Source organism: Frigoribacterium sp. CFBP 8751 (assembly GCF_014841545.1).
Lineage (GTDB): Bacteria > Actinomycetota > Actinomycetes > Actinomycetales > Microbacteriaceae > Frigoribacterium.
The window spans coordinates 846,006-872,751 of record NZ_JACYUB010000001.1 but is presented as its reverse complement, the minus strand read 5'-3'; the positions used below and the strand labels follow the sequence as shown (position 1 = coordinate 872,751).

Below are 26,746 nucleotides of genomic sequence, written 5' to 3'. Positions count from 1 at the left end.
TGCCTGTTATGGTGTGGTCATGGATCGCCGCGCACTCGTCCTTGCCGCCGCCCGCGAGCTCGCGCTCGCACGCGGGGTCATTCCGTCGTTAAACGAGACCGCCGCCGCGGCGGGCGTATCCAAGGGCGGGTTGGTGCACCACTTCCCGACGCGTGCGGCGCTGGTGCAGGGGCTGGCGATGGCAGCGCTCGAGGAGGTCGACACGGCCATGACCGCAGCGGCGGGCGAGGGGAGTGCGGCGGAGACCTGGTTGCGCATGTCGGTCCCCACGGGGGAGGACGTCGCGGTCTTCCGAGCGATGGCCATTGCGCACCGGGCGGTCGAGGCGCCGGGTGATGCGGTGGCGACTGCATCCCAGGAGGCCATAGCCCGATGGGAGGCGATGATCCGCGACGAGGTGGGTGACGCCGGCCGCGCACGGGTGATCCGGCTTGTCGGCGACGGCTTGTTCGCCAACGTCATCGCCGGCATCGAGCCGGCACCCACGGCCGCGGAGCTCGACGCTCTCCTCGGTTCTCTCTTGCCCGCGGGTGGGAGGGGCGGGCGGTGACCGCGCAGCTGCTGCTGGCGATCGCGGGCCTCGCTGCGCTTGACTCGCTGAACCCGGCCACGATCGTCGCGGTGACCTTGATCCTTCTCGCCGCCCCGCGGCGTCCCGCGCTGATGGCACTCGTCACGGTGCTTGGGGCGGCACTCACCGTGTTCGCGGTCGGCGCCGCGCTCTTCCTCGGCGCGGGCGCGGCAGCTGGTGCCGTCGACGGGATTGTGCAGGGTATCCGCTACGTCGCCTTCGCCGCCGCGGGCGTCGTCCTGGTCCGCTCCGGGATACGACGCTTCCACACGCGACCCAGGAAGCCGATCGGGTTGCCATCGTGGTTCACACCCTGGACTGCGCTCCCGTTCGGGGCGCTGCTAACCGGGGCCGACCTACCGAATGCGTTCCCGTACTTCATTGCGATCGAGCGCCTCCTAGACGCGCAGGTCACGCCAGCGGAGGGCCTGCTCGTCCTCGCCGGGTACGCGGTGGTCTACTGCGTCCCGTGCCTCGTATTGCTCTTGGTGGGAAGCCTCGCGCGCCGTCGGACGCGTGCGCTGCTCATGCGTGTCACCGCCCGATTCGGTACCGGCGAGGTGAAGGCGTCCCCCTTCGTCGCGGTCGTGTTGATCCTGCTCGGCGCATTGGTCGCGTCGCTGCCGTTCTGGCTCCTGCGCTGACCGACGTCGAGCAGTGGTCCGGCGGAATCTCCTCGTGTGCGCGCTTGGCTCGTTCACGACGATCATTGGCATGACCCTGATTCTGCCGATCCTTCCTCTCTACGTCCGAGACCTTGGCGTTGGGGATCCGGCCGCGGTAACTCTCTGGTCCGGCATCGCCTACGCCGCGACGTTTCTGACCGCGGCCTTGACAGCACCGCTGTGGGGTTATCTCGGGGACCACTTCGGCCGGAAACCGATGCTGATCCGCGCGAGCCTCGTCATGGCGATCGCGATGTCGCTCATCGGGGTCGCCCAAGACGTCACTCAACTCGTACTGCTGCGGCTGCTGGTCGGCCTCCTCGGCGGCTACGCCTCCGGACCAACCATCCTCGTCGCCGCTCAGACCCCTAAAGGCCGCTCCGCTTGGGCGCTGGGCACCCTCTCCTCCGCCATCATGGCCGGCACCATCGCAGGGCCTCTGATCGGTGGAACCCTCGCGCAGACAATTGGCATTTAAGGGCGTTCCTCGCAACCGGCAAACCAACACGCTCGGCTCGCAGTCGAGTGGGCGGGACAGGGTTTTGGTGTGGCGCTTGATTGCGTGGGTACGGCGAATCTCGGCCCTCATCGCGAGAGCCAGCTCGCTGGGAACTCACTAGTCCTGCCCCGTATGGGTGAGATCAGACGGGTTTAATTGCGCCCATGGCCTCGTCGAGCAGCCTTCCAAAGGATCGGCCACGGTCCGTGGTGATCCATACATCCTTCGCGGCGATCACGCAGGTCAGGGCCGCGCCGGCGATCACCGTCGGGCGCGGGTCGGTGACCGCTAAACGGCCCAGGCGCATCCGTACGATTTCGGCGAGATCGCCCTGGACCCGCGAGATACGCTCGAGCTCGCCCGCACTCAGAGCCGGGTTGTCATGGATGATCTTTTCGATCGCGAGGGCGCGTTCAGCGAGTGTCTCGTCCTCGAAGTGCTCGACGACGACGTCGAATGCCCGCCGTAGCGATTCCCACACCGGCTCGTCGACGGGCCGTGCACCGAGTGCCTGGGCGAGCATCTGCGACCACGCGTCGTACTTGCCCAGCATGACGTCCTCTTTCGAGGTGAAGTAGCGAAAGAACGTTCGCCTGGAGATGCCGGCAGCCGAGACCAGGTCATCGATTGTTGTCTGCTCGTATCCCCTAACCGCGAACAGATCCTGGGCCAGCATCGCCAACTCGGTTTGCATGGCTCGTCGAGCTCTTTCACGCACCGGGATAGGAGTGGACTCGCTCACATGTGCCAGCTTACAAGGCAACGGGCATAGGTGGCACTCAGTGGCACATGTGCCCTACAGTGGCATTTGCCAGACGTTGACCACGAAACATTGGAGCTGCCACATGACCACGCCATGGACTTTGAACGACATCCCACGCCAGGACGGGCGCGTCGCTGTGATCACCGGAGGCAGTAGTGGACTCGGCTTTGAGACCGCCCTCGCCCTCGCGGATCATGGCGCGGCCGTGGTGCTCGCTGTCCGCGACACCACCAAGGGCAAGGAGGCCGCGTCGAGAATCGCCTCCCATGTGCCCAATGCCAAAGTCTCCGTGCAGAACCTGGACCTGGGTTCACTGGAATCCGTGCGCGCAGCGGCCACAGATCTCAGGTCGGCGCACCCGCGGATTGACCTGCTGATCAACAACGCCGGCGTGATGTACACGCCTCAGCAGAAGACAGCCGACGGTTTCGACCTGCAGTTCGGCGTGAACCACCTCGGTCACTTCGCGCTGACCGGGCTGCTGCTCGATCACCTCCTGCCTGTGCCGGGCTCTCGAGTCGTGACGGTGAGCAGCTACGGTCACCGCATTCGCGCGGCTATCTACTTCGACGACCTGCAGTGGGACCGCAGCTACGACCGGGTTGCCGCCTATGGCCAGGCCAAGCTGGCCAACTTGATGTTCACCTACGAGCTGCAGCGCCGCCTCACGGCGTACGGCAGCACTATGGCCGTCGCCGCGCACCCAGGCAACGCTTCCACCGAGTTGACCCAGAACTTGCCTGCTCTCGCGCGGATCGCGTCGGCCGCCGTCAAGCCTTTGCTTGCCCAAAGCGCTGCTGGAGGCGCACTCCCCACACTGCGTGCCGCAACTGATCCAAGCGTGCTCGGCGGCCAGTACTACGGCCCCGACCGCATACGCGAGACCCGAGGACACCCGCAGTTGGTTACATCCAGCGCCGCCTCATACGACCTGACGACACAGCGCCACCTGTGGTCCGTGTCCGAGGAACTCACCGGCGTTACCTTTCCCGCATAACGACTCAACCCCGGAAAAGAGACGCCCTCTATCCAACGACCATGGGCATTCGTTCCTGCAGAACTCCACCTGGCACACAGCCAGGTGGACGATCGACCACCGCCGCCCGATAGCTAACCGCCTATAGGGCGATTAGCCCGCTCTCCCGAGACCGACACCACTACTCACTGACCCCCCGTCTCAGTGCGCGATCCCCTCTCGGGACACGCGCCTGACACACTCGAGGTTGGAAGTCGTCTCGCAATTTCTGGCATTGGAGCGAACCATCGACGCACACGACCTACCCGCGTCACCCGACTGGTCCTTCACCTTTGGAGGCGAGGGCACTGCTCCTGCTGTAAATATCGCTGCCGACGACGCCTTGGCATGACTGGCCTCAGCAACAGAGGATTTACGCCGCAGGAAGAATCCGGCGGCGAGCTTCCCGCCGAGCTGGGTCGCCCTGATCCGCGAGGCGGCAAACGCGGGAGTCTCGGAAGGAGCCATCGCGATTGCGAGCGGACAAAGCCTGGCGTCTGTTCGGAACATCCTCTCTTAGCTTCTGGGTGAGGCCCCCTGGGCCCGCCAGACGATCCCCTACCGGGCGCGTACCTCGAGTCTTGGAGTCTCGCTCACGTGTTCTACCGCGTCATCGACAATATGGGAGACGTGTCGGTCGGCGACCGAGTAGATCGCTTCCCTGCCTACGCGGTTGACCTCGACCAGACCGGCAGCTCGGAGGACGCGCAGGTGCTGCGACACGAGCGGCTGCGCCAGGCCCGACGCCTCGACGAGGGCAGTCACGCCCGAATCGCCATGACCGAGATGGCGGAGGAGTCGGAGTCTCGACGCCGATGAGAGAGCCTTGAACAGCTCCGCTGCGGACTCGAGGGAATCGGTGCTCATGAGCGTCACATTAGCGTCCGCGAATGCGACGAGGGCCCCACCAGATGGTGGGGCCCTTGGTCATGCGGCGCCAGTCAGCGTCGGAAGTTCAGTGCTCGTCGTAGTGGTCGCCGTGCTGGGCGTGCTTGTGGTCACCGTGGACGTAGTCGACATGATCGTCGTGCGTCACGGTCTCATGACCGCACGCCGTGCCGTGCTCGTGCTCGGTGACGGTGTGCTCTGCGTGGACTTCAGTGTCAGCCATGGGTGGCGCCTTTCTCATCGGGTGAATGAGTCCAGCAAAGCAGACGCATGCACACATCGCAATGCATTGATCTAGATGATGATGAGAACCGGAACCAATGCCACGGATCAGCGGCCGCAGAACGCGCCAGCAGTGAAGGTCGTCAGCCCTGACGGGCCTTCCAGCGCGGGTCCTTCTTGTTGATGACGAAGACCCGGCCACGACGGCGCACGACCTGCGATCCAGGGATGGCCTTCAGTGCCTTGAGCGAATTGCGGACCTTCATGACGCCTCCGATTGTTAGTGAGAACAGTTATCAACTAGCGTAGCGGCATGGCCACGCGACCCGCTTCCTCACCCACCTCGCGACACCGGGGCATCGTCCTCGTCGGCGGGCAGGACGCCGCCGAGATCGAACGGATCGCGCAGGTGCTCGCCGGCGATGCGAGTCATCTCGTCACCGTCGGCCCCGACGTGCAGGAGGGAGCCGACGTCGTCCATCAGCTCTCCCTCGACCTGGCGAGATCCGGTGACCGCGTCGACGTCGTCGCCGCCCTCGCCCCGGGCACCCCGTTGCGGGCCTTGGCGCTGTTGCTCGGCGCGCTCGTGGACTCCGACCTGGGCAGGCCGAGCGGAGAGTGTCTGCTGCAGCACGTCGTGGCCGGGGTGAGCGCGACCGATCTCGCCGATCTGGCCTTGCGCGGTGTGGACGACAGGTTCTTCGCCGCGGAACACGTCATCGACCTCGTCGAGCACGCCACCGTCGTCGTGCTCACTGACACTGCAGCGGTGCCCCCACAGGACCTTCAGCTCCTCGAACGGCTGCTCGCCCGGCTCGCACCCGAGACCTCCGTCTGCAAGGCCGAAGAACTCACCTGTGACTCGCTGTCACCACGAGGAGGCGCAGCGCAGCTCGGCGGCGCCGCCGGCTGGATGCAGGCCCTCTCGGAGCACACCCCCGACCACCACGATGACGGGACGATCACCACCTTCGTCTACCGGAACGAGCGCCCCTTCCATCCGGAGCGTCTCGCGGCAGTCGTGGAGCGCACCTTCGCCCCAGGAGCCGTCGGCACGGTGCTCCGGTCACGCGGCTTCACACAGTTCGCCACCCGTAGCGACCGTGTCGGCTCCTGGTCGAGCGTCGGACAGATGCTGAGCCTGGACCCCACGTCACTCCCGTCGTGGCACCCCGACTCACCTCACGGGCAACAGATCGCCTTCTTCGGCCTCGACCTCGACGTCGCCGCCATCCGCCGAGACCTCGACACCTGCCTCCTCACCAACGACGAGCTGCTCAGCGACCCCGCCTCGTGGCGTGACCTGGTTGACCCCTTCCCCGTCTGGGACGGCCACCGACACACCCACTAGCGCCGACCGTAAGCCGATCCCCTATCGGGCACTCCAGCACGCCGGCCTACATCCAGAGGCCGTGTTTAGGGAGCCGTCTCGAGAGTCTCGGCCGTGAGCAGCGCGCGGGCCCCGATGATCTCGACGCCGAGAAGTCGACCCGCTGAGTCGAAGTCGAGCACGATGTCTCCTCTGCCCTCACGCTCCACGACAACCTGCTCGACGGCGTCGCCGTCGGCAACCGACGGCGCCAACTCGAAGTAAGCACAGTCACTGTCCTGGTCGTATGTGAAGCGTTCGTCGAGAGACATGCACTGATCGTTCCATGTAAAGCGCAGACGTCGTAGGAGTCCGCAGACCCATCCCCTATCGGGCGGCCGTCGAAAATGCAGAACATCTGAATTGAACGTAATTGCGTTCTGTGCGGGCAGGATGAGGCTAGCTGTAGGCGCGGAAGTGGAGACGTTGGGGCCGGAATGGCAGCCTCGGCCCCGAGATCGGCCCTGAGAAGTAGTCACCGTGTTCGTCGAGCAAGGTGACGCCTCGCCACGTGCGTCTGATGCTGCCGCCGTAGAGCACGACCTGTTCCATCAGGTCCTTCGCTGCCGCCATGCCGTCATCGTCAGTGCGTCCGGCGCCGAAGGTCCACCAGTGAAGCTGCGAGCCCTCGACCACAACATTGCCGTCATGCCGCACGTGAACGTAGAAGGGCAAAGCGGAACCCCGGTCAGGAACCACCCACACCTCCAGGTCGAACTCAGCGACGGGAGCGTGGACCGTCACCCGGCCGTGAGTGCCGACGACTGCCTCGATCCAGCCTGGCAGGCCCTCTGAGGCGGTCTTGTCGATGGTCATCCTCAGCTGCCGTCGTTCGAGCAGACTGAATGCCCGGCCGACACCGGCTACGTTCCACTCGAGCTCTAGTCTTCGGCCGCCGGCGAATTCGACGACGATCCATTGCTCACCGATGAATGACAGTCCGGGGACTTCCAGAAACGGCAGGCGATCCGTGTCGGGATCGAGCAGGGTCGCGGAGACGTGGTCCGTCCCGAACGTCCTCCTGGCTGCGTCGGTCAGCCGCCCGAATGTGGCTTCGTGATGGGGCGGGATCGGCACGACCTCAGTATGCCGATTCCCGATAGAGACGGCGAGGGCGCTTGACCGAAACTCCAAGTAGAGAGCAAGACCCTACGTCTGCTCAGCTCCCGGTGACCGATCCCCTCTTGGGCGGTCACGTCCGTGTAAGGGTGGGGCTGCCGCGGAAAGGAATGATCATGGCCAGGACGACATGGGCAGAAGCACCGCACACCTTGCGGCGCGCCGTCGAGGATGCACTCGGCGCCGAGGTCACCGAGGCCGTCAGTCAAACCGGCGGCTTCTCCTCCGGGAGTGCTGATCGCCTAGTCCTTGCCGACGGCCGCCGTGTCTTCGCAAAGTCTGTCGAACGTGCCCGCAACGTCGGCACCTACGAGCTGCATCGGCGGGAAGCAGCAATCGTCCGGGACCTTCCCACGTCGGTGTCCGCACCCCGCCTTGTCGGGACCCTCGAGCAAGACGACTGGATCGTCGTGGCTTACGAGGACATCGACGGCCGCCAGCCAGGGGTGGACGACACCACGCTCGTCCTCGATGCGCTCGGAACGCTGCCCCGCATCGAGACGCCCTCGCAGTTGCCCCGACTCTCGGACGAGCTGACATCGGACGCTGCGAGCTGGAACCGTTTGACCACGTCGGGAGCAGTGACCGAACTCGATCCTTGGGTCGGTGCGCACGTCGACCGGCTCCGCCACGTCGCCGCACAACTTCCCAGGGCAGCCGAGGGAGATCACCTCGTGCACCTGGACTGCCGTGCCGACAACCTCCTCATCGACGAGAAGTCACGGGTGTGGCTGGTCGACTGGCCCTGGGCCAGTGTCGGAGCATCCTGGTTCGACTCGGTCACATACCTCCTCGATGTCCTGGTCAACGACGGGGACGCAGACGTCGAAAAGCATCTTGATCACCCTTCTCTCCGAGGTGTGCCGGCAGAGGCTGTCGATGCGGTCCTTGCTGGACTTGCTGGCTCATGGGTCGAGCAACTCCAGGTACCGGCACCCGAGGACATGCCGAACCTAAGGGACTTTCAGCGGCAGGAAGCCGATGCAGCTCTCCTATGGTTGAGGCGCCGCTGGGCTTGAGACGCGCCCGCAGCGCGATCCCCTATCGGGCGCTCCAAGCACGCGCTTCTACAGGGCTGAACGTCGGCGCATGCTCGTGGTTGCATCAGGTTCGCGACCGGTTCGTGCAGCCGCATCAGTCGGCGGCCGCCGACTCCCTTTTCCGTTTCGACGAACGAGTGAGCAGGAGAAAGCATCATGAGCAACACCGTCATCCATGACTTGGTTTCCGAGATGCTGAGTCAGCTTCCGTCCGGTGGAGGCATCGTGGCTGTGGATGGCGATGCTGGCGAGCATCTCTCGGACATGGGCAGTCAGTTAGCTCGGGAGATCAGCGCGAGAGGCCTCACGTCGTCGGTCCGATCATTCACGGGCGCAGACTTCGAGTCTTCACCCGCCGGCACGGACGTGCTGTTGGTCGTCGGCGAAGGCGCGTTGCAGCCTGGCGTCCGGACGCGGTGGAACTGGACTCTGTGGGTCGAAGCCTCCGGGGTGCGTGATCCGGCGAGCAACGACCGCAGTGCGGTGGCGTTCGAGAGCTACCGGTCGCGTGACGAGCCCAAGGGCGCCGCCTCGGCCATCGTCGACGTCAGTGACCCCGAGGCCTATCGCCGTGACTGGAACGACGCCTGTTCGATCTGAGCCACTCCCCCACGCACCCTCGTCGTCCGCGGTCAGGGCAGGGGACGGGGAGGCGCGAGGAGCGTTCCGCGTATGACGCTGCCGTGGAAGGTGCGCACGGCGACCGTGACCCAGGCCCCGACGAGCCCGATGTAGAACACGACCGCCAGTACCTGCAGCGCGACGAGTCCCGTGTGCAGGGCCAGACCGTTCAGGCCTGTCACGCAGGTGCCGACGGGGAAGGTGAACGACCACCAGGTGAGTGAGAACGGGAGCCCCTGGCGGATGGTGCGGCGGGTGATGGCCGATGCCAGTGCCGCCCACATCAGGGCGAATCCCAGAGTGGGCACACCGTAGACGAGCCCGAAGACGAACAGGGCGTGCGAGGTTCCCTGGTCGACGGCGAGGTGGGCGTTGCCACCGAGCAGGTTGGCCGCGGTGATCGACTGCCCCAGGGGGCCGAGGACGATCCAGAGGGTCGGGACCATGCCGGCCGGGCCGATCTTGTGCTGGGCCAGGCGTGACCAGATCAGCGTGATGATCACGATCGACGCCAGCAACGACAACCCGAACATCGCGTAGCACCCCCAGAGCATGTTCTGCCTGGCCTGCCCCGCGGGCAGGAAGGGCAGCAGCAGCGCACCGGTCGAGGCAGACACCATCGGGGGAACCACGGGCATGAGCCAGCCGCCGAACGCACTGTCGGGGGCCGTGTCGTGCCGGGTGAACGTCAGGTACGGGACCGCGATCGCGCTGACGAGGCCGAGCACCGTACCGATGGTCCACAACACCCAGTCGATGCCGACCGCCAGGGGCGTACCGAGGACGTCTCTGCCCAAGAGCAGGGTGCCCGCGCCGACGGTCAGCAGCGCCATGGGCGGTGCCCCGTAGAAGTGCGCCATCACCGGATTGAGTCGATGCCCCCGCGCGGTGGCTCGGTAACGCACCCAGTGCATGACGGTCGCCGTGCTGAGAGCGACCAACAACACGCTGGCCAGTGCCCAGACGATGGTCGCGGCAGGGCGCAGCCCCGGGAACTGCAACGGCAGGGTCGCCGCGGCGTTGGCGACGATGCCGGTCCCCATGATCGACGCGAACCAGTTCGGGGTCAGGTTCGACACGATCTGCCCGCGGTGCTCGAGCTGGCGGAACAGACCGTGCGTGCGGGGAGGGGCGACAGTCGGTGTGATCGCGGCAGGCATGCCTCGATCTTCGTACGTGCGTCCGGCTGCCGATACGGGCGGATGCTTGTGGTGTCACAATCGATCCTTGTGACCGGACTCCCTGTTGATCTCGAGACGCTCCGACTGCTGGAGGCGATCTCGAGATCGGGCAGTCTGGGCCGGGCCGCGACATCGGTGGGCATCAGCCAGCAGGCGGCGTCGTCTCGCATCACGGGCGCCGAGCGGCGGCTGGGTCGTACGTTGCTCGTCCGCTCTCGGGCGGGCTCGGCGCTGACCGAGCACGGACTCCTGGTGTGCGAGTGGGGCCGACCCCTGCTCGAGGCGGCGACCACCTTCGAACGATCGCTGCACACCCTGATGACCGGCGCCTCCGACGCTCTCCTCGTCGCGGCGAGTCAGACGGTGTCAGAGGCGCTGATGCCACGCTGGATGACAGCGGCAGCGGATCGTGTCCGGGTACGCCTGGAATCGGGCAACAGCGACTGGGTCGTCGACGAGGTCCGTTCGGGGCGCGCGCACCTCGGGTTCACGGAGACCCCTGATGAGGCCGACGGGCTCGCCACGACCGTCCTGGGTGTCGACGAACTGCTCGTCGTCGTCTCGCCGAGGCACGCATGGGCATCGAAGTCCGAACCCGTGACGGCAGCGGATCTCGCATCCACACCGCTCGTGTCTCGGGAGTCGGGCTCGGGCACCCGCCGGACCCTCGAGCTCGCCCTGGGGATCGACCCTGCCCTGATGGCAGAACCCGCTGCGCAGTTGTCGTCGACGGGCGCCATCCGGGCGGCCATCGCCGGCGGTGTGGGTCCGGGAGTCATCAGCTCGTTGCTGGTCGAGGACGACCTCCGTGCCGGGCGCCTCGTCACCGTCCCGGCAGCCGTCGACCTGAGGCGCCCGTTCCGCGCCGTGTGGTCGGCCGGTCTGAGCGCCGGGGCGCAGGATCTCCTGGCCGTGATCGCCGCGTCGCAGCACAGCCCCGACTCCTCGCCGAGATGATCAGAGAAGCGAAGCGTGCCGTAGGGCCGTGACGGCCCGCAGGTGCTTCTCGCCGGCGCGGGTGGCGTTCGCCGGCGACAGATGGGGTGCCGCGAGCACGGGCACGACCCTCGCACGCGGTTCCAGGGTGAAGTACCTCATCACGCCCGTCAGGGCCGGAGTGCCGAAGGTCACGATCGCCCGCAGCTGCGGCAGAGAAACGAGCAGCTGAGCCAGGGCAGGGCGTGCCTCGTCGAGATCGGTGACGGTCGGCGCCCGACCAAGGGCCCACGGGACGATGTTCCATCGCAGGTAGACGTTCCTGCCCAGACCCGACTCGATCCGTGCTCGCCTGAACGCAGACGCCGTCGGCCCCGGGTTGTCCTCACTGCTGATCGCGTCCTCGCCCTGCTTGATCGTGGCAGGACCGGGTGATTCCATCAGCACGAGAACTGTCGCCGCCGCTCCTCCACCTGATGGGTCGAAGCCCGGCACGAAGCGCGCACGTCCTGGTCCGGAGCTCCGCCATTCCGATACGAGCTGATCGAGGCCCCTGGGCTGCTGCATCCCTAGACGCTACGACGTTAGGGACCGTTTCCGCCCACGCTCACCGACGACACGGAACGACCACGACGGCGTCCTCTCCGAGTGCGCTCGCCCCACAGCAAGTGATCCAGTGGGGGATCGTCTAACGGGACAGTGTGAAGCGCCGCTCGACTCTGCCCGAGGCATTCCGAACTTTGAGGTCCGAACTGCCCACCCAGCCGGCTTGCTCGTATGTGCGCACGGCCCGCTCGTTGTCCGCGATGACCCACAACTCCAGGTCGACCATCATCTCATCGGCGAATCGACGGATGAAGCTGAGAAGACCACTGCCCACTCCTCGTCCCCAACTGTCGGGATCTACAGCTAGGTAGAGGACTTCCGCGCTCGTCTCCCGAGGCACCAAAACGGCAAAGCCGGCAGCGCCCAAGGCGGTGCGGGCAAGGATGAGCTGCGCGCCTTCACCAGCCAGAGCGGCCTCGATACCGGCCAACTTGTCCTGGGCCGATGCGGCCTCGAGGAGTTCATCCCTCAAGGCGGTGGCGCGCGCCCAGATGCCGGCAGCGATAAGTCTCGCCTCCGGGCTGTCTTCCATCGCGACGACGAACTGCTCGGCCCGCTTCTGTTCACCCTCGTTCCGACTCGTCATCAAGTCATCGTTCCATGCCCAGGTGCCCGACTGACGATCGGCTACTGGGACATACCGATCTCGAGCTTTTGCCCTCTGCGCGTAACCGGTTTTCTGGCGCTACTCATGCAAGGGCCCGGGCGCGGCGAGCAAGTCGGCGGCCTCGGTGGCCATGAGATCCGTCCTCTCTTCTGGTGGTAGCTCGTCGACACCGCTCATGATCAGCAAGGCCTCGACCCCAGGCACCCACGTGTCATCCCTGAATCTGAAACAAAATCCTCGCAAGGCTTCCGAAAGCTGCAGATACCTCTCGTCGCGACCAGCGATCAAGCGCAGACTCTCGACAACAAGAGTTCGCCGGCCAGCCTCGTCATCGTCGGTGGTCAACCCTAGATCGGTGCCGATCGCGAGGAGGTACCGAAGGTTCTCGCTTGCAGGCAGGCTCTTGGACTCGCCAGCAAGAAGGCGAATGTTCAAGCTGTCATGGCCCGCCATCAACCAAGCGACGGCAAGCTCAGGGCCGCACCATTCATCGGCCTCTCGCGTGAGCGCGACGACCAGCAGGATCGCGATCACGTCCCGATCAGTCACCTCAGTTTCCACAAATCCGCCATGGTCGACAGCAGCATTGTCTTCCGCGACCAACGGTCTCGTCCTCGCTCTGACTCGCTTGTGGAACCACATCAGGACTGCTCCCCTCGTTGAACCGCACGATAGACCGTCGAACGCGCGACCCCGAACAGCTCGGCGATCTCGCTCGTGGTGTGGGCGCCGGTGCGGTGCAGCTGCACGAGGTGCTTCTCCTGCGAGGCGGTGAGCTTGGGCTTGCGGCCGCGGAGCTTGCCGGCAGCCTTCGCGATGGCCATCCCCTCCCGGGTTCGGGCACGGATCAGGTCGGCCTCGAACTCGGCCACCATCCCGAGGACGTTGAACAGGAGCCGCCCGACAGGATCGGTGGGGTCGTAGACCGCTCCCCCGAGGTTCAGGGCAACGCCCTTCTCCGTGAGCTCGTCCGCGATCGCTGTCGCATCGCGGAGAGAGCGGGCTAGGCGGTCGAGCTTCGTGACCACGAGCACGTCGCCTGCACGGCACGCGGCCAGTGCTTCCCGGAGACCGGGCCGTGCTCGAGTCGTGCCCGATAAGCCGTGGTCAACATGCACGTGATCATCGCCAACACCAAGCGCCTTGAGACCGTCACGTTGTGCTGCGAGATCCTGTCCCGACGTTGAGACGCGGGCGTATCCGATGAGCATCCGATGACTGTAGCGTTCAGACCCCCGTCACCGGGCATTTTTGCGGGACAGGCATACGCGAATCCGCAGGCCAGGCGCCACTTGACTTCGACGAGCCGAGAACGGCTCAAGTAGGTGTCCCGATGAACGACCGGCTTTCGGTCACCTCGAGATGCGCTTCGCCGAGGCTCATCCGTCGGCTACGAGAAAAGGCACCGAACGATGGCAGGGCGGCATGGGCGCCGCGCGTAGAGAGACGCCCGGGGGCTGGCGGCATGGGACGTCCCGTCGCACACTGGTGCCCAGCGAACGAGAGGACTCGTCATGGGCGACAGCGTGGTCGATCAGTACATCGCGGGGTTCCCGCCCGAGAAGCGCGAAGCGCTCGAGCGGGTGAGGCGGGCCATCCACGCCGGGTGCACCGGCGGCGTCGAGAGCCTCCGGTACGGCATGCCGGCCATCCGTTTCGACGACGGGCAGACGCTCTACTTCGCGGCCTGGACCCGCCACCTCGGCATCTACCCCGTCCCCCGGTTCGACGAAGCCCTCGAAGGCGACGTCTCCCCCCACCGACGCGCCAAGGACACCGTCGCCTTCGGCTGGGGCCGCCCCGTCCCCGACCAACTCGTCGAACGGATCAGCCACGCCATCGCGTGCGGCACGGCGACGACGGTGGACGCGCCTCCTCCGGCTTTCGCGGTCACCCGCTGACGGGCCCCCGCACTCCGCCGACGACCCGCCGCGCCCGCCACCGCTCCTTGCGCCGCGTCGGGTCGCGCCGGCCGACCGCGCGGCCCTCACACCCCGAAAGTCGCTAGCGTCGACGAGAAAAGCTCACCCCGATTCCGAGGAGACCCGACATGACCGACGCCACCCCTTACCCCGGCCCCGGCCCCGGCGCCACCGGCCCCGCCACGACGACGAAGAAGACGATGGGCGTCCTGTCGCTCGTCTTCGGCATCGTCAGCATCGTCTTCTGCTTGTTCCTGCCCGTCCTGTGGATCTTGCTGGCCATCGCGGCCGTCGTGCTCGGCTTCATGTCGCGCAAGCGCGAGCCCGCCGCCCGCACCATGGCGACGGTCGGCATCGTGCTCGGCTTCGTCGGCATCCTGGCCAACATCGGCTCGATGATCGCCGGCGCGCTGATCATGACCCAGGGCCTCTGACCCGCACGACGACCCGGACGAGTGGTCGCCGATCGTCCTCCGCCACCACGGCGAGCACGATCCGCGGCCACTCGTCCGCTGCGTCCGGGCCCGTACCCCGAACCCGCCGCGTCGGCGGAGGCGGTCCGGCGTAGCGTCCAGGGCACCCCAGAACCAGAGAGGACCCCGCATGACCCGCGACCAGTACACCTTCGCCGACCCGCGCACGCTCTACCCCACGATCAGCCCCGAGGTGCAGCACCAGGACGAGCCCGGCCTGCAGTCGCAGATGACTCCCGTCCCCGACCTCGGCGAGGAGACCTACCGCGGCACGGGACGCCTGCAGGGTCGCAAGGCCCTCATCACGGGCGCCGACTCGGGCATCGGCGCCGCCGTCGCAATCGCCTACGCCCGCGAGGGTGCCGACGTCGCCCTGAACTACCTGCCGAGCGAACAGTCCGACGCCGACCACGTCATCGCGCTGATCGAGGCCGCGGGGCAGAAGGCCGTGGCGATCCCCGGGGACCTGACCAGCGCCTCCTTCTGTCGTGAACTCGTCCAGAAGGCGGTCGACGGACTCGGCGGCCTCGACGCCGTCGTCAACGTCGCCGGCAAGCAGGTCTGGCACGAGGACATCGCCGACATCACCGACGAGCAGTTCGACCTGACCTTCCGCACCAACGTCTACGCGCCGTTCTGGATCGTCAAGGCCGCCGTGCCGCACCTCGCCCCCGGCTCGACGATCATCAACACCGCCTCGGCCGAGGCCCACACGCCCGCGCCCGACCGCCTCGACTACGCCGCCACCAAGGGTGCGGTCAACAACCTGTCGAAGGGCATGGCGCAGCAGCTCATCACGAAGGGCATCCGCGTCAACGTCGTCGCGCCCGGCCCGACCTGGACCGTGCTGCAGGTGACCGACGGCGTCGACCCCGAGTCGCTGCCCGAGTTCGGCTCGAGCGAGGCCCCGCTCGGCCGCGCCGGCCAGCCCGCCGAGCAGGCACCCGCCTACGTGTTCCTCGCGTCGGCCGAGTCGAGCTTCGTCGCGGGTGAGACGCTCAACGTCAACGGCGGCATGGTCTCGCCGTAGCCCCCCTCCAGCCAGGAGGAGCAGAAGCCGAGGAGGCGCGGGTCGGCTGCACCGCGCCTCCTGGGTTCTCGGCGTCCCGGCTCTCGCCGGGTCAGGCGGGCAGCGCCGCCGCGAGGTACGGCGCGGTGCGGCTGCCGGCCGCCCCGGCCACTTGCTCGGGCGTGCCGACGGCGAGGACGCGCCCGCCGGCGTCCCCTCCCCCGGGGCCGAGGTCGATCACGTGGTCGGACGCCGCCACGACACCCATGTGGTGCTCGACCACGACGACGGTGTTGCCCGCGTCGACGAGCAGCTGCAGCTGCGTCACGAGCAGCTCGACGTCGGCCGGGTGCAGCCCCGTGGTGGGTTCGTCGAGCAGGTAGAGCGTGTGTCCGGAGCGGGCCCGCTGCAGCTCGGTCGCCAGCTTGATGCGTTGCGCCTCGCCTCCCGACAGCTCGGTCGCCGGCTGACCGAGTCGCAGGTAGCCGAGCCCGACCTGCCGCAACGTCTCGAGGGCCCGGGAGGCGCTGGTCACCTCGGCGAGGAACGTCGCCGCCTCGTCGACCGTCATCGCGAGCACGTCCGCCACGGTCGCGTCGTGCCAGGTGACCTCGAGGGTCTCGGCGTTGTAGCGGGCTCCGTGGCACTCGGGGCAGGGCGAGTAGCTGCCGGGCAGGAAGAGCAGCTCGACCGAGACGAACCCCTCGCCCTGGCAGACCTCGCAGCGGCCCCCGGTGACGTTGAACGAGAAGCGTCCGGCGCCGTAGCCCCGGGCCCGCGCCTCGTCCGTCGCGGCGAAGGCCTGGCGCACGGCGTCGAACAGGCCCGTGTACGTCGCGAGGTTCGACCGCGGGGACCGGCCGATCGGCTTCTGGTCGACCTGCACGACGCGGTCGACCCGCTCGTGGCTCGTCGCCGTCTCGGCCAGCACGCCGCCGACCAGCGTCGACTTGCCCGAGCCCGACACCCCCGTGACCGCGGTCAGCACGCCGAGCGGCAGGTCGACGTCGACGCCGTCGAGGTTGTGCCGGGTGACGCCGCGCAGTTCGAGGGTGGCGGTCGGTTCGCGGCGGACGGGCGCCCCGCCCCGGGCGCGACCGTCGGCGGAGGGGTCGAGGAACCGCCTCGTGACGGAGTCGGCGACCCCGGCGAGCCCGGCGACGGGCCCGCTGTAGAGCACCGCGCCTCCTTGGCTGCCGGCCCCCGGGCCGACGTCGACGACCCAGTCCGCGCGGCGCACGATGCTCATGTCGTGCTCGACGACGAACACCGAGTTGCCGCTGGCCCGCAGCCGTTCGAGCACCTCGACGAGGGACTCGGCGTCGGCGGGGTGCAGGCCGGCGCTCGGCTCGTCGAGCACGTAGACGACGCCGAACAGGCCCGAGCGCAGCTGCGTCGCGATGCGGAGCCGCTGCATCTCGCCCGGCGACAGGGTCGGCGTCGCGCGGCCGAGGCTGAGGTAGCCGAGCCCGAGGTCGTCGAGCACGGTCGTCCGCGCCAGCAGGTCGGCGGCGATGCGGACGGCGACCTCGGTGACCTCGCCCGAGGACGCGTTCGACACAGCGGCCGACGCGCTCGTCAGGGTCGCCGTCGGCCGCAGGACGTCGCCCAGCTCGGCGATCGGCAGGGCGTTCAGCTCGGCGATCGTGCGACCGGCGAAGGTCACGGCGAGCGCCGCCCGGGTGAGGCCACTGCCGCCGCAGAGCGAGCAGGGCCCGCTCTCGACGTACTGCAGCACCTTGGTGCGCTGGGTCTCGCTCTGCGAGTCGGCGAGGGTGTGCATGACGAAGGCGCGGGCGCTCCAGAAGCGGCCCTTGTACGGCTTGGCGACGCGGTCGCGCTGGGGGGTCACCTCGACCACGGGCTGCTCGTCGGTGTAGAGCAGCCAGTCGCGATCGGCCTGCGGCAGGTCACGCCAGGGGCGGTCGATGTCGTAGCCGAGCACGCTCGTGACGTCGCGGAGGTTCTTGCCCTGCCAGGCTCCCGGCCAGGCGGTGATCGCGCCGTCGCGGATGCTCAGGCCGGGGTCGTGGACGGCCGACGCCTCGGTCACCTCGTGCGCGATGCCGAGCCCGTGGCAGCGCGGGCAGGCCCCGGCGACGGTGTTGGGCGAGAACGAGTCCGACTCGAGCCGGTCGGCCCCCGCGGGGTAGCTGCCGGCCCGCGAGTAGAGCATCCGCATCGAGTTCGACAGGGTGGTCAGGGTGCCGACGGTCGACCGCGAGCTCGGGGCGCCGCGGCGCTGCTGCAGGGCGACGGCCGGGGGCAGGCCGGTGATCTCGTCGACGCGCGGGGCGCCGCCCTGGGCGATCAGCCGCCGCGCGTAGGGGGCGACCGACTCGAAGAAGCGGCGCTGCGCCTCGGCGAAGATCGTGCCGAAGGCCAGCGACGACTTGCCCGACCCCGAGACGCCGGTGAAGGCGACGATGCTGTCGCGCGGGACGTCGACGTCGACCGCGCGCAGGTTGTTCTCGCGGGCGCCGCGGACGCGGACGAAACCGCGGGCGTGGACGTCGGCGGGGGTGTCGGCGGGGGTGTCGGTCGCCGGGGTGGGCACGTCGATCGCGGGCGTGGGCACGTCGGGAGGTGCGGTGTCGGGCATTCGGTCGATGCTACGGGTGTCGGCGGTGGTCGGGCCGGGTCGGGCCGGGCCGGGTCGGGCCGGCTCGGCTCGGGCCGGGTCGGGCCGGCTCGGCTCGGGCCGGCCGGAGCGCGAGTGTCGGTGGCCCGTCGTAGCGTGTGCGCGTGCCCGAGCCGATCGCCGCCTGGTGGGCGCGACGCCGGACGTCGCGCGGCCTCGCCGTGCCCTACCCGGTGGGCAGCTATCGCGAGGCCTGGGCGTCGTACCCGGTGCTCGTGAGGCAGTACCGGCCCGAACACAACGGCGGCATCGTGCTCAGCCAGATCCCGCCCGCGGCCGACGTGTGGCTGTGCTGGCTCTGCGACGCGGGCCACGTGTTCGTCGCCACCCCCGACGAACAGCGGCATCGGCCCGGGCGTGAGCGACGCCGATCGTCGTGGTGCCCCGAATGCAGCGAACTCGCCGCGCCGCGCGCGCTGCCGATGCGGCCGCCGATGGCGCCGGCGGCGGTCGTCCGGGCGCAGGCCGAGGGCATGCCGGCGCAGGGCCCGAGCGCACCGGCGCAGGACTCGCCGGCACCGGGTCAGTCCTGGGCGGCACCGGCTCAGGCCTGGGCGGCCCAGAGCGCAGGAGGCGCGGTGCCGACGGCCCCGTCACCCCCGCCCCGGCGTCGCCGCGGCTCGAGCACGGGCCTGCCCTCGACGACTCCGCGCGCGGATGCGAGCCGCAGTCCCGAGCCCTCCCGCGCCTCCCCCATGGAGGGCGCCTCCCCGCCCACCGAGGTCGCCCACACCGAGCGTCCCTCCCCGCCCGTCGAGGCCGCCCGCACCGAGCGCGCGTCTCCGCCGACCCGTGCCTCGCGGCCGACCCGCGCCTCCCGGCCGACCCGCGCCTCCCGGCCGGTGTGTGACAAGACGCCGGCGCTTCCGACGGGTACCCCCTTCGTCAGTGTGTGTGCCCCGAAGCCGGCGTCGGCGGTCGAGGCCGAACTGCGGGCAGAACTGACGGCCCGGCTCGAGTTCGAGCCCGGCCTGAACGCGGTGCGCGTGGGGCGTCCGTTCTTCGACCACGTCGAGGTGTGGCCGGACATCGTGCTGAGCGAACTGCGGGTCGCAATCGAGTACGACTCGACGGGGCGGCACGGGCTCGAACACGTCGGGCACCGCGAGACCGCCGACCGCCGCAAGGACGCCGCACTGCGGGCCGCCGGCTGGGAGGTCGTGCGGCTCCGGACCGGAAAGCTGCCCGCGCTCGGCCCCCACGACCTGCAGCTGTCGGGGCTGACGCGGCAGACGGTGCCCTTGCTGCTCGACGAGCTGCGTGCCATCCGCGGCCCGCTGCTCGTCGACGCCTACCTGCGCCGCTGAGCCCGCGCCCCGGGACGCCCCTGCCCGGAGTCTCCCGACCCGACCGCTCTCGTGCCCCCTGGTGTGCAAATCGCGACAACCCAAGGCAGACAAGCACTCCAGAGGGAATGCTGAGCGGCGTGTCGCACCCGCAGTGTCGGGATTGGTACGCAACCGGCCGGCGCCCCGGTCGGGTTCGGCCCGTCGCCAGCCGGCGCCCCGGTCGGGTTCGGCCCGTCGCCAGCCGGCACCCCGGCCGGGTTCCGCCCGTCGCCAGCCGGCACCCCGGCCGGGTTCCGCCCGTCGCCAGCCGGGCTCAGCCGCGCAGGGCCAGCGCCTCGCTGCGCCAGCGGGCGTAGCGCTGCCACGGGTCGTCGACGCCCTGCGCCAGGCCCGCGACGTGGGCGTCGAGCTCGGCGCTGTGCGCGAACCACTCGGTGCGGCCGAACCGGGACGCCGCGAACTGCCCGTGCCGCCGCCGTTCGACCAGGCGGTCGCCACGCTCGAAGGCCAGCAGCTCGTCGTGCCAGAGCGTGCCCAGCCGCTGTCGGGGGTTCGACGAGGTGCCGATCTTGATGCGGTCGTCGAAGCGGATGTAGTAGACGACGTCGATCCGCACGACCCCGAGCTCGCCGTCAGGCACGTCGCCGTGACGCCACTCGCAGACAGCGCAGAGCCACCCCGACGGCCAGTGCACGCCGAGCCGCGACCCGCAGGCGAGGCAGGGGGACGGCAGCAGGTCGGTCACTCCCTCGCCCGACCCCTCGAGCGAGGCGGCCCAGTCGGCGGCGAGTGCGAGGTGCCGGTCACAGAGCGGCACGGGTGACGACGGGTCGACCGGACGACCGCAGGAGCGGTCGGTCAGCCGACCCGCGCCTCCTCGGCAGGTGTCGTCGGGTCGGGGCGTCGGGCTGGTCACCCCCGCAGGCTAGGTGCGGCCACCGACACCCGGCCGGCCGGGCCCGGCTCAGTCCTGCTCGTGGTCGATGCGCAGCCCGAGCGGGTGCGGCCCGAGCAGCAGCCAGACCGCACCGGCACCGAGCGGGAAGAGGACGGCGGCGACCGTCCAGACCGTGCGCTCGAGTTGCGTCGTGTCGGCGCGACGTCGGACGGCACGCACGATGCTGACGACGATGACGAGGTACACGACGGCCACGACGATCGCCACCACCGCCGGACCCCAGTCACCCCATGTACTCATCCACCCAGCCTAGGGTGCTGACCTCAGCCTGCCTCAGTGACCGCTGAGCCGCGCCAGCACCGCGTCGTAACGCCCCTCGGCCTCGGCGTTGCGCAGGAACTTCACGCGCTCGACCAGGATCTCGTGGGCGTCGGGCTGTGCCTCGAGCAGGGCCATGGTCTCGTCGAGGTACTCGTCGAGCGGCATGGCCGACGGGTCGTCCTGCTGGCCGAGAAGGGTGGTCTGCACGGCCGGCGGCACGAGCTCGACGACCTGCACGCTCGTGTCGGCGAGCTGCACGCGGATGCCCTCGCTGAACGAGTGGATCGCGGCCTTGGTCGCGTTGTAGGTCGGCGTGATCGGCAGCGGCACGCTCGCGAGCCCCGACGACACGGTGACGATCGAGGCGGCGGGCTGCGTCTGCAGGAACGACGTCCACGCGGCGATCAGGCGGATCGGCCCGAGCAGGTTCGTCGTGACGATCGCCTCGGCGGTCGGGAGGAAGTCGCCGGTCGTGACGTCCTCGGTCTGCATGATGCCGGCCATCGCGATGACGACGTTCGTCTCGGGCCAACGACGCTGCACCTCGGCCGAGACGTCGACGACGGCCTGCGGGTCGGTGGTGTCGAGCTCGACGGCCTCGAGGCCGGGGTGGTCGCGGACGATCTCGTCGAGCAGGGCCCGCCGTCGGCCCGCCACGACGACGGTGTTGCCGGCGGCCTGCAGGCGCAGGGCGAGGCCCAGGCCGATGCCGGACGTGGCGCCGGGGATGAACACGGTGTTGCCGCTGATCTTCACGGTTGCTCCTTCGGGTGTGCCGCGCTCGGCGCGGCCGGTGGTGGTCGTCGCACCGACGTCGGTCGGGGGGACGACCACCACTCTGACCCGGGGAGGCGCGGTGCGGCAGAGAGCGCTCGTCCAGGGATCGGCGCTCCCTGGTTGGCGGGTGCCGCGGCTGACAGCATGGGGCCATGGACCGCGCCGACCTCGCCGACTTCCTCCGCCACCGCCGAGAGGCCCTGCGACCGTCCGACGTGGGGCTGCCCGAGGGCGTGCGGCGACGGACCGCCGGGTTGCGTCGTGAAGAGGTGGCGGGGCTCGTCGGCATGTCGACCGACTACTACGCGCGGCTCGAGCAGCAGCGTGGCCCGCAGCCGTCCGAGCAGATGCTCGTCGCCCTCACCAGGGGGCTGCGACTGAGCCTCGACGAGCGCGACCACCTCTACCGCCTGACCGGCCACCACCCCCCTCGCCGGACGCGCGGCGGCGACCACGTCAGTCCCGCGTTGCGGCGGGTGCTCGACCGGTTGGTCGACACCCCCGCGCTCGTCCTCAGCGACCTGGCCGAGACGCTCGCACAGAACCGCCTCGCGGTCGCCCTGCTCGGCGACCAGATGCGGCACGAGGGGCTGGCCCGCAGCGCGTTCCACCGGTGGTTCACCGACCCGGCCGAGCGCGCCTCCTACCCGGTCGAGGACCACGCGCACCAGCTCGAGCTGCAGGCCTCCGGGCTGCGGGCGGCGCTCAGCATGGCGGGCGGCGGAGGCCGACCGCGAGAACTCGTGGAGGCGCTGCTCGCGTCGAGCGAGGAGTTCGCGACGATCTGGGCTCGGCACGCCGTGCACCAACGCTTCGACGACCGCAAGACGCTGCTCCACCCCGAGCTCGGCCGGATCGAGGTCGACTGCCAGGCGCTCTTCACCGAGGACCAGTCGCAGACGCTGCTCGTGCTGACGGCGACGCCCGGGTCCGACGACGACGCCAAGCTGCGGTTGCTCGACGTGATCGGCGTGGGGCGGTTCGCCGAGCACGGCTGAGGGCAGGGCGCGACGCACCCGCACCCGCACCCGCAGCCGCAGCCGCAGCCGCAGCCGCACCCGAAGCCACAGCCGCACACGCACCGCACCGCCCACGCACCCGCGAAGATGGACGCACGCACGACGACGTGACCCCGAGGAGAACGCATGCCCCCGCAAAGCCCGAGCACCGCGACATTCCCCGCCTCGACGGCCGTCCCGTTGCGCGGCGGGCCGACCCTGCGCTGGGGCGTGATCGGCCCGGGCGAGATCGCCGGCGACTTCACCGACGCCCTTCATGCGCACACCGACCAGCGCGTGGTCGCCGTGGCCTCGCGCAGCCTCGACCGGGCCGAGGCGTTCGCCCGCACCCACGGCGTCGACACCGCGTACGGCGACCAGGAGGCGCTGGTCACCTCCCCCGACGTCGACGTCGTTTACGTGGCCACGCCCCACAGCCGGCACCTGCCGGACGCCTTGACCGCGATCCGTGCCGGCAAGCACGTCCTGATCGAGAAGCCGATGGCGACCAGCACGGCCGAGGCCGACGAGATCGTGGCCGCGGCGAGCGCCGCGGGCGTCCTCGCGATGGAGGCACTCTGGACGCGCTACCTGCCGCACACCACCGTCATCGCCGCGCTGCTCGACGACGGGGCGATCGGCGACGTGCGGCTCGCGACCGCCGACGTCGCCTGGGCCAACGACCTCTCGGCCGGCGGACGCATGACCGACCCGGCCCTCGGCGGCGGCGCGCTGCTCGACATCGGCGTCTACGCGTTCTGGTTCACCCAGTTCGCGACCGGCCACCCCGTCGAATGGCACGCCACCGGCTCGACCCGGGCCGACGGCGTCGACCTCGACGCGGCCGTCGTCACCCGCACGGCCGACGGGGTGCTCGCCACCGCGGCGACGAGCCTGCTCACGACGTCGCCCGGGCTCGGCACGATCTCGGGAACGACCGGGTCGATCCGCACCCTGCAGAACCTCGTCTTCCCCGCGACGTTCGAGCTGACGACCGATGCCGGGTCAGCGGTCTGGAGCGACCCGACCGTCCCGACCGGCCGCCAGGGGCTCGCCTACCAGGCGACGGCCCTCGCGTCCTTCGTGGACGCCGGGTTGCGCGACTCGCCCCTGCACTCCCTGGCCGACTCGAGGTCGCTGCTCGCGACGATCGAGGCGACCCGCGCCTCCTTGACCGTCGTCTGAGCCCGGGAGACATCACGAGTCGCGGCTCACGGCGCGAGGGGAGCGGCACGTCGTGACATCTCGACGGACGAGAGCAGGAGGCGCGGGTCGGCCCGGCAGCGAGGCGCGGGTCAGCTCGCGACCGGCGGCACCGACGCGACGGCGATGTCGTGGCCGTCCGCGGCTCGGATCTCGACCGACGCGACGTCGGACCGCAGCACGGCGGCGTTCAGCCGGCAGTCGACGCGCACGTCGGACCCGAGGAACGCACCGGACTCGTATTCACGTCCGTCGTCCCCGACCACCACGACCGTGAACGCCGAGCCCGTCGGCAGGCCGTCGATGCTGAGGACGGTCTCGGTGCCCCAGGTGTGGGCGACGAGATCTCCGTCGAGGTCGACCCCGGCGGGCTGACCGACGAAGTCCACGTGCTCGACGGCGCCGAGGGTGCCGGCCGGGCCGGCCACCACCGTGTCGCGAGGTGTCGCGAGCAGGACTCCACCCCCGGCCCCGATCGCCAGGCACGCCGCGGCGGCGACGGCGATCAGCAGCGGACGACGACCCCGGCCCGACCGGGCCGTGGCGACGTGCGGACCGATGTGCGTGACCGCCGGGTCGTCTCCGATCCGTCCGACGGCGTCGACGCGCTCGCGCAGTCCGTCGCTCGGGGCGACATCGTCCCACCGGCCGAAGTCCGACAGCCCTCCGACGACGACGCCCAGCGACGCCAACTCGGCGTCGATGGACGGATCGGCGGCCCGCAGCGCGTCGAACTCGACGCGCTCGCTCGGCGAGAGGTCGTCTGCGAGCGCCGCGGCCGTCAACTCGTCGCGACGGGCGCCGGCGCCCCCGGTATCGGGGGCGCCCCCGATGCCGTCGGCGCCCCCGATGCCGTCGATGCCCCCGGTACCGGCGTCGTCACCGGCCCCCACCCCTGGCGTGCGGTCAGTCATCGGTCGTCTCCTGGTCGTCGAGGTGGGTGCGGAGGGCACGCAGCGCGTGGAACACGCGGGTGCGGAGGGTCGCGACGGGCACGCCCGTGCGCTCGGAGACCTCGCGGTAGGTCAGGCCCTCGAGGTGGACGGCCACGACGGCCGCCCGGTGGTCGTCGCTCAGGCGGGCGAGCCCCTCGGCCATGCCCAGGCGCTCGAGCGGGTCGGCGACGGTCGCCACGGGGTCGGGTGCGTGCTCGAGCGGCACGACCGACGGCGTGCGCGTGCGTGCCCGGTACACGTCGAGCACGACGCGGCGTTCGATCGCGAACAGCCAGGTGCGGACGCTGCCGCGGTCGGCGTCGAACGAGTCGCGGGCGCGCCAGGCCCGCACGAAGGTCTCTTGCACGCAGTCCTCGGCGAGCGCCCGGTCGCGGAGGGCGTTGACGGCGAAACCGAGCAGCGACGAGCCGTGTTCGACGAACGCGGCCCGGACGTCGAGACCGGACGACCCCTCGCTCATCGGGCTCCGATCTGCGACGCGGCCCGGGACGGGCCCCGCGCGACCCATGACGGCGATCATCCGCCTGCCCTCCAGCCTATCCACGCCGTTCGCGGATGCCGACGGGGTCTACGTCCGCTGCGCCTCCGGTGTTCACCGCACCGCCGAGAAAACTTTCTCGGCACCGGGTGAACGCATCGAGGCCCGACGACGTAGGCCCTGTCGAGCGGCACCCGCCCGGGCGCCGCCCCGTCGAGAGGACCCGGAGCATGCCGAAGATGACGCGCACGACCAAGAAGACCGCCATCCGCACCCTGACGATCGGTGGTGCCGCCGCGACCGCCGTCACCCTGTTCGGCGTGACGCCCGCGTTCGCCGAGACCGAGGTGCCCGAACCGTCGACCTTCACGAGCGCCTACACGGTGATGGCGACGCCCGACCAGGTCATCAACAACGACGGGGTCGCCACCCCGGGCGAGCCCGGTGCGACGGGGACGTTCGACTTCCGCGTCAACAGCGACACCGAGGTGATCTGCTACGACATCACCCTGCGCGGCGTGACCGGCGACTACCAGAGCCCGGCCAAGACCGCGACGCACATCCACGAGGCGGCCCAGGGCCAGGCCGGTCCGCCGCGCATCGCGTTCCCGAACCCGGTCGACCGCGGTGACGGCACGCGCACGAGCAGCGGCTGCCTGCAGGGGCCCTTCACGACCGGCGTCATGAGCCCCGCCGGCGCCGACACGGGCACCGGCTTCAGCCTGAAGCAGCTCGAGGCGAACCCGGCCGGCTTCACGGGCGACTCGCACACGGCCTCGTTCGCGGCCGGCGTCGTCCGCGGCCAGCTGACGCAGGTGCCCGTCGGCGGCGTCGACACCGGACTCGGAGGCGCAGCCACCGAGGGCGCGTCGGCCGGCGGTCTCGGCCTCGCGGCGGGCGGTGCCGGAGCCCTCGCCCTGCTCGGTGCGGGTGCGTACGTCCTGACCCGTCGTCAGCGCGCGGCCCGGGCCTGACGTGCTCCGCTCCCTGACCCCGGCGGTCGTCGTCGCCGTCGTGCTGGCCCTGACCGGGTGCGCGGCGCCCGGGGCGGCCGCACCGACGGCGGCGCCGGCCCCGGGGGCGGGGGCGAGCGCCCCGGCGACCGTGGCTCCGTCGGCGGCCGGCACCGCGCCTCCTGCGGTGGGCGGGGTCGACGGCAGCGACGGGGTCGTCGGCGAGGGGGTCGCTCCGGCGGCCGTCTCGGTGCCCGCCATCGGACTCGACGCCCCGCTGATCGGCCTCGGCATCGCCGACGACGGCGCCATGGAGGTGCCCGTCGACGCGGACGACGTCGGCTGGTTCACCGGCGGCGGCAAGCCGGGCGGGCGCGGGCCGACCGTGATCGCCGCCCACGTCGACTCGGCGTCGGGCCCCGCGGTCTTCGCCCGGCTCGACGAGCTCGTCGTCGGCGACCGGGTCGACGTGACCACGGTCGACGGGGGCGTCGTGAGCTACGCCGTCACCGAGGTCGTCGACGTGCCGAAGGCCGAGTTCCCGACCACCCGCGTCTTCGGCGCGCAGCCGACCGACCGACTGCGGTTGATCACCTGCGGCGGCGTGTTCGACCGTGGCTCGGGCCACTACGACCAGAACCGGGTCGTGTTCGCCGAACCGGTGGCCTGAGCCCGGCCCGGCCGGCCCGTCCGGCATGCGGCACCCGCCGCCCGGCACCCGGCCGG

33 protein-coding genes are annotated in these 26,746 nt (G+C 69.9%); 16 read left to right on the top strand and 17 right to left on the bottom strand.

From position 1 onward, the window contains the following. Positions 1-19: 19 nt before the first annotated feature. Genes IFT88_RS04280 through IFT88_RS04270 form a run of 3 tightly spaced genes read left to right on the top strand, consistent with a single transcriptional unit; the run spans position 20 to position 1,714 of the window. Positions 20-550, top strand: coding sequence for a TetR/AcrR family transcriptional regulator (locus IFT88_RS04280; protein WP_157485535.1), 531 nt, complete (start codon positions 20-22; stop codon positions 548-550). After that, on the top strand, positions 547-1,215 hold the full coding sequence (locus IFT88_RS04275; protein WP_043595608.1) for a GAP family protein: 669 nt from the start codon (positions 547-549) through the stop codon (positions 1,213-1,215). Before IFT88_RS04280 ends, IFT88_RS04275 begins: the two co-directional genes overlap by 4 nt. 13 nt (positions 1,216-1,228) lie before the next feature. After that, positions 1,229-1,714 (top strand): MFS transporter, encoded by a 486-nt coding sequence (locus IFT88_RS04270; RefSeq protein ID WP_192119046.1) that lies wholly within the window; start codon positions 1,229-1,231, stop codon positions 1,712-1,714. Positions 1,715-1,877: 163 nt separating this feature from the next. Here the strand turns inward: IFT88_RS04270 and IFT88_RS04265 are convergent, their stop codons facing one another. Next, positions 1,878-2,477 carry an acyl-CoA-like ligand-binding transcription factor gene (locus IFT88_RS04265; RefSeq protein ID WP_157485537.1) on the bottom strand — a complete coding sequence of 200 codons (600 nt, stop codon included), beginning with the start codon at positions 2,475-2,477 and terminating at the stop codon, positions 1,878-1,880. 103 nt (positions 2,478-2,580) lie between these two features. Here IFT88_RS04265 and IFT88_RS04260 point away from each other — a divergent pair, with 103 nt between their 5' ends. After that, positions 2,581-3,495 carry an SDR family NAD(P)-dependent oxidoreductase gene (locus tag IFT88_RS04260; protein WP_043595611.1) on the top strand — a complete coding sequence of 305 codons (915 nt, stop codon included), beginning with the start codon at positions 2,581-2,583 and terminating at the stop codon, positions 3,493-3,495. Positions 3,496-4,071: 576 nt separating this feature from the next. On the opposite strand, the gene IFT88_RS04255 is transcribed toward IFT88_RS04260, so the two are convergent. The 3 genes from IFT88_RS04255 to ykgO form a co-directional block, all read right to left on the bottom strand. Then, positions 4,072-4,380 (bottom strand): ArsR/SmtB family transcription factor, encoded by a 309-nt coding sequence (locus IFT88_RS04255; protein ID WP_192119045.1) that lies wholly within the window; start codon positions 4,378-4,380, stop codon positions 4,072-4,074. A gap of 88 nt (positions 4,381-4,468) precedes the next feature. Next, the gene (locus tag IFT88_RS04250; RefSeq protein ID WP_192043113.1) at positions 4,469-4,624 is read right to left on the bottom strand and encodes a zinc transporter permease; all 156 of its coding nucleotides are present in this window, start codon (positions 4,622-4,624) and stop codon (positions 4,469-4,471) included. A gap of 142 nt (positions 4,625-4,766) precedes the next feature. Then, positions 4,767-4,889: a type B 50S ribosomal protein L36 gene (gene ykgO / locus IFT88_RS04245; protein WP_055795327.1), complete on the bottom strand. Its 123-nt coding sequence runs from the start codon at positions 4,887-4,889 to the stop codon at positions 4,767-4,769. A gap of 47 nt (positions 4,890-4,936) precedes the next feature. On the opposite strand from ykgO, the gene IFT88_RS04240 reads away from it, so the two are divergent. Then, complete coding sequence (locus IFT88_RS04240) at positions 4,937-5,974, top strand: GTP-binding protein (RefSeq protein WP_192119043.1); 1,038 nt, start codon at positions 4,937-4,939, stop codon at positions 5,972-5,974. A 65-nt stretch (positions 5,975-6,039) separates the two neighbouring features. Here IFT88_RS04240 and IFT88_RS04235 read toward each other — a convergent pair whose 3' ends face one another. Beyond that, on the bottom strand, positions 6,040-6,264 hold the full coding sequence (locus tag IFT88_RS04235) for a DUF2283 domain-containing protein (protein WP_192119040.1): 225 nt from the start codon (positions 6,262-6,264) through the stop codon (positions 6,040-6,042). Between the two features lie 127 nt (positions 6,265-6,391). After that, positions 6,392-7,069 (bottom strand): hypothetical protein, encoded by a 678-nt coding sequence (locus IFT88_RS04230; protein ID WP_192119038.1) that lies wholly within the window; start codon positions 7,067-7,069, stop codon positions 6,392-6,394. A gap of 92 nt (positions 7,070-7,161) precedes the next feature. On the opposite strand from IFT88_RS04230, the gene IFT88_RS04225 reads away from it, so the two are divergent. Both IFT88_RS04225 and IFT88_RS04220 read left to right on the top strand, forming a co-directional pair. Beyond that, entirely contained in the window at positions 7,162-8,130 is a 969-nt protein-coding gene (locus tag IFT88_RS04225; RefSeq protein WP_207110894.1) for a phosphotransferase, read from the top strand. A gap of 177 nt (positions 8,131-8,307) precedes the next feature. Continuing rightward, positions 8,308-8,751, top strand: a complete 444-nt coding sequence (locus IFT88_RS04220; RefSeq protein ID WP_054145818.1) for a hypothetical protein — start codon at positions 8,308-8,310, stop codon at positions 8,749-8,751. A gap of 32 nt (positions 8,752-8,783) precedes the next feature. On the opposite strand, the gene IFT88_RS04215 is transcribed toward IFT88_RS04220, so the two are convergent. Beyond that, a complete protein-coding gene (locus IFT88_RS04215; protein WP_043594582.1) occupies positions 8,784-9,932 on the bottom strand; it encodes a TDT family transporter in 1,149 nt (382 codons plus the stop codon). Positions 9,933-10,001: 69 nt separating this feature from the next. On the opposite strand from IFT88_RS04215, the gene IFT88_RS04210 reads away from it, so the two are divergent. Continuing rightward, entirely contained in the window at positions 10,002-10,910 is a 909-nt protein-coding gene (locus tag IFT88_RS04210) for a LysR family transcriptional regulator (protein ID WP_159825012.1), read from the top strand. Here the strand turns inward: IFT88_RS04210 and IFT88_RS04205 are convergent, their stop codons facing one another. The 4 genes from IFT88_RS04205 to IFT88_RS04190 form a co-directional block, all read right to left on the bottom strand. Beyond that, positions 10,911-11,330: a uracil-DNA glycosylase gene (locus IFT88_RS04205; protein ID WP_192119034.1), complete on the bottom strand. Its 420-nt coding sequence runs from the start codon at positions 11,328-11,330 to the stop codon at positions 10,911-10,913. Between the two features lie 247 nt (positions 11,331-11,577). Further along, complete coding sequence (locus tag IFT88_RS04200) at positions 11,578-12,081, bottom strand: GNAT family N-acetyltransferase (RefSeq protein WP_192119032.1); 504 nt, start codon at positions 12,079-12,081, stop codon at positions 11,578-11,580. A 99-nt stretch (positions 12,082-12,180) separates the two neighbouring features. After that, complete coding sequence (locus tag IFT88_RS04195; protein WP_192119030.1) at positions 12,181-12,705, bottom strand: hypothetical protein; 525 nt, start codon at positions 12,703-12,705, stop codon at positions 12,181-12,183. A 38-nt stretch (positions 12,706-12,743) separates the two neighbouring features. Beyond that, a complete protein-coding gene (locus IFT88_RS04190; RefSeq protein WP_192119028.1) occupies positions 12,744-13,313 on the bottom strand; it encodes a recombinase family protein in 570 nt (189 codons plus the stop codon). Between the two features lie 303 nt (positions 13,314-13,616). Between IFT88_RS04190 and IFT88_RS04185 the strand changes: the two genes are divergently transcribed. The 3 genes from IFT88_RS04185 to IFT88_RS04175 all read left to right on the top strand — a co-directional run bounded on the left by IFT88_RS04185 (position 13,617) and on the right by IFT88_RS04175 (position 15,527). Continuing rightward, positions 13,617-14,003, top strand: coding sequence for an iron chaperone (locus tag IFT88_RS04185; protein WP_192119026.1), 387 nt, complete (start codon positions 13,617-13,619; stop codon positions 14,001-14,003). A gap of 149 nt (positions 14,004-14,152) precedes the next feature. Then, a complete protein-coding gene (locus tag IFT88_RS04180) occupies positions 14,153-14,458 on the top strand; it encodes a DUF4190 domain-containing protein (RefSeq protein WP_043594720.1) in 306 nt (101 codons plus the stop codon). A gap of 169 nt (positions 14,459-14,627) precedes the next feature. Continuing rightward, the gene (locus IFT88_RS04175) at positions 14,628-15,527 is read left to right on the top strand and encodes an SDR family oxidoreductase (RefSeq protein WP_137847289.1); all 900 of its coding nucleotides are present in this window, start codon (positions 14,628-14,630) and stop codon (positions 15,525-15,527) included. A gap of 91 nt (positions 15,528-15,618) precedes the next feature. Here IFT88_RS04175 and IFT88_RS04170 read toward each other — a convergent pair whose 3' ends face one another. Beyond that, positions 15,619-18,108 (bottom strand): ATP-binding cassette domain-containing protein, encoded by a 2,490-nt coding sequence (locus IFT88_RS04170; protein WP_192119024.1) that lies wholly within the window; start codon positions 18,106-18,108, stop codon positions 15,619-15,621. Between the two features lie 143 nt (positions 18,109-18,251). Here IFT88_RS04170 and IFT88_RS04165 point away from each other — a divergent pair, with 143 nt between their 5' ends. Further along, positions 18,252-19,454, top strand: coding sequence for a hypothetical protein (locus IFT88_RS04165; protein WP_192119022.1), 1,203 nt, complete (start codon positions 18,252-18,254; stop codon positions 19,452-19,454). A 295-nt stretch (positions 19,455-19,749) separates the two neighbouring features. On the opposite strand, the gene IFT88_RS04160 is transcribed toward IFT88_RS04165, so the two are convergent. The 3 genes from IFT88_RS04160 to IFT88_RS04150 are packed head-to-tail and all read right to left on the bottom strand — an operon-like array spanning position 19,750 to position 21,411. Further along, positions 19,750-20,352, bottom strand: a complete 603-nt coding sequence (locus IFT88_RS04160) for a GIY-YIG nuclease family protein (RefSeq protein WP_446718816.1) — start codon at positions 20,350-20,352, stop codon at positions 19,750-19,752. A 48-nt stretch (positions 20,353-20,400) separates the two neighbouring features. Further along, positions 20,401-20,634 carry a PLDc N-terminal domain-containing protein gene (locus IFT88_RS04155; RefSeq protein WP_137848241.1) on the bottom strand — a complete coding sequence of 78 codons (234 nt, stop codon included), beginning with the start codon at positions 20,632-20,634 and terminating at the stop codon, positions 20,401-20,403. 33 nt (positions 20,635-20,667) lie between these two features. Continuing rightward, complete coding sequence (locus tag IFT88_RS04150) at positions 20,668-21,411, bottom strand: SDR family oxidoreductase (protein ID WP_043594766.1); 744 nt, start codon at positions 21,409-21,411, stop codon at positions 20,668-20,670. A gap of 173 nt (positions 21,412-21,584) precedes the next feature. Between IFT88_RS04150 and IFT88_RS04145 the strand changes: the two genes are divergently transcribed. Continuing rightward, positions 21,585-22,430, top strand: coding sequence for a helix-turn-helix transcriptional regulator (locus tag IFT88_RS04145; protein ID WP_192119020.1), 846 nt, complete (start codon positions 21,585-21,587; stop codon positions 22,428-22,430). 147 nt (positions 22,431-22,577) lie between these two features. Beyond that, a complete protein-coding gene (locus IFT88_RS04140; protein ID WP_192119018.1) occupies positions 22,578-23,615 on the top strand; it encodes a Gfo/Idh/MocA family protein in 1,038 nt (345 codons plus the stop codon). Between the two features lie 110 nt (positions 23,616-23,725). Here IFT88_RS04140 and IFT88_RS04135 read toward each other — a convergent pair whose 3' ends face one another. Further along, complete coding sequence (locus IFT88_RS04135) at positions 23,726-24,547, bottom strand: hypothetical protein (RefSeq protein ID WP_192119016.1); 822 nt, start codon at positions 24,545-24,547, stop codon at positions 23,726-23,728. Beyond that, positions 24,540-25,109 carry an RNA polymerase sigma factor gene (locus IFT88_RS04130; RefSeq protein ID WP_249408743.1) on the bottom strand — a complete coding sequence of 190 codons (570 nt, stop codon included), beginning with the start codon at positions 25,107-25,109 and terminating at the stop codon, positions 24,540-24,542. Before IFT88_RS04130 ends, IFT88_RS04135 begins: the two co-directional genes overlap by 8 nt. Before the next feature lie 188 nt (positions 25,110-25,297). On the opposite strand from IFT88_RS04130, the gene IFT88_RS04125 reads away from it, so the two are divergent. Continuing rightward, positions 25,298-26,041, top strand: coding sequence for a CHRD domain-containing protein (locus tag IFT88_RS04125; RefSeq protein ID WP_249408742.1), 744 nt, complete (start codon positions 25,298-25,300; stop codon positions 26,039-26,041). Between the two features lies 1 nt (position 26,042). Continuing rightward, positions 26,043-26,690: a class F sortase gene (locus IFT88_RS04120; protein WP_342212063.1), complete on the top strand. Its 648-nt coding sequence runs from the start codon at positions 26,043-26,045 to the stop codon at positions 26,688-26,690. The last annotated feature ends 56 nt before the right edge of the window (positions 26,691-26,746 follow it).

Bases quoted from the DNA above. Each gene is read 5' to 3' on its own strand.
- IFT88_RS04280 (WP_157485535.1), top strand. From the start codon at position 20: ATGGATCGCCGCGCACTCGTCCTTGCCGCCGCCCGCGAGCTCGCGCTC.
- IFT88_RS04155 (WP_137848241.1), bottom strand. From the start codon at position 20,634: ATGAGTACATGGGGTGACTGGGGTCCGGCGGTGGTGGCGATCGTCGTG.
- IFT88_RS04190 (WP_192119028.1), bottom strand. From the start codon at position 13,313: ATGCTCATCGGATACGCCCGCGTCTCAACGTCGGGACAGGATCTCGCA.
- ykgO (WP_055795327.1), bottom strand. From the start codon at position 4,889: ATGAAGGTCCGCAATTCGCTCAAGGCACTGAAGGCCATCCCTGGATCG.
- IFT88_RS04215 (WP_043594582.1), bottom strand. From the start codon at position 9,932: ATGCCTGCCGCGATCACACCGACTGTCGCCCCTCCCCGCACGCACGGT.
- IFT88_RS04255 (WP_192119045.1), bottom strand. From the start codon at position 4,380: ATGAGCACCGATTCCCTCGAGTCCGCAGCGGAGCTGTTCAAGGCTCTC.
- IFT88_RS04240 (WP_192119043.1), top strand. From the start codon at position 4,937: ATGGCCACGCGACCCGCTTCCTCACCCACCTCGCGACACCGGGGCATC.
- IFT88_RS04220 (WP_054145818.1), top strand. From the start codon at position 8,308: ATGAGCAACACCGTCATCCATGACTTGGTTTCCGAGATGCTGAGTCAG.
- IFT88_RS04125 (WP_249408742.1), top strand. From the start codon at position 25,298: ATGCCGAAGATGACGCGCACGACCAAGAAGACCGCCATCCGCACCCTG.
- IFT88_RS04205 (WP_192119034.1), bottom strand. From the start codon at position 11,330: ATGGAATCACCCGGTCCTGCCACGATCAAGCAGGGCGAGGACGCGATC.
- IFT88_RS04200 (WP_192119032.1), bottom strand. From the start codon at position 12,081: ATGACGAGTCGGAACGAGGGTGAACAGAAGCGGGCCGAGCAGTTCGTC.
- IFT88_RS04260 (WP_043595611.1), top strand. From the start codon at position 2,581: ATGACCACGCCATGGACTTTGAACGACATCCCACGCCAGGACGGGCGC.
- IFT88_RS04235 (WP_192119040.1), bottom strand. From the start codon at position 6,264: ATGTCTCTCGACGAACGCTTCACATACGACCAGGACAGTGACTGTGCT.
- IFT88_RS04135 (WP_192119016.1), bottom strand. From the start codon at position 24,547: ATGACTGACCGCACGCCAGGGGTGGGGGCCGGTGACGACGCCGGTACC.
- IFT88_RS04180 (WP_043594720.1), top strand. From the start codon at position 14,153: ATGACCGACGCCACCCCTTACCCCGGCCCCGGCCCCGGCGCCACCGGC.
- IFT88_RS04250 (WP_192043113.1), bottom strand. From the start codon at position 4,624: ATGGCTGACACTGAAGTCCACGCAGAGCACACCGTCACCGAGCACGAG.
- IFT88_RS04145 (WP_192119020.1), top strand. From the start codon at position 21,585: ATGGACCGCGCCGACCTCGCCGACTTCCTCCGCCACCGCCGAGAGGCC.
- IFT88_RS04170 (WP_192119024.1), bottom strand. From the start codon at position 18,108: ATGCCCGACACCGCACCTCCCGACGTGCCCACGCCCGCGATCGACGTG.
- IFT88_RS04175 (WP_137847289.1), top strand. From the start codon at position 14,628: ATGACCCGCGACCAGTACACCTTCGCCGACCCGCGCACGCTCTACCCC.
- IFT88_RS04185 (WP_192119026.1), top strand. From the start codon at position 13,617: ATGGGCGACAGCGTGGTCGATCAGTACATCGCGGGGTTCCCGCCCGAG.
- IFT88_RS04140 (WP_192119018.1), top strand. From the start codon at position 22,578: ATGCCCCCGCAAAGCCCGAGCACCGCGACATTCCCCGCCTCGACGGCC.
- IFT88_RS04130 (WP_249408743.1), bottom strand. From the start codon at position 25,109: ATGATCGCCGTCATGGGTCGCGCGGGGCCCGTCCCGGGCCGCGTCGCA.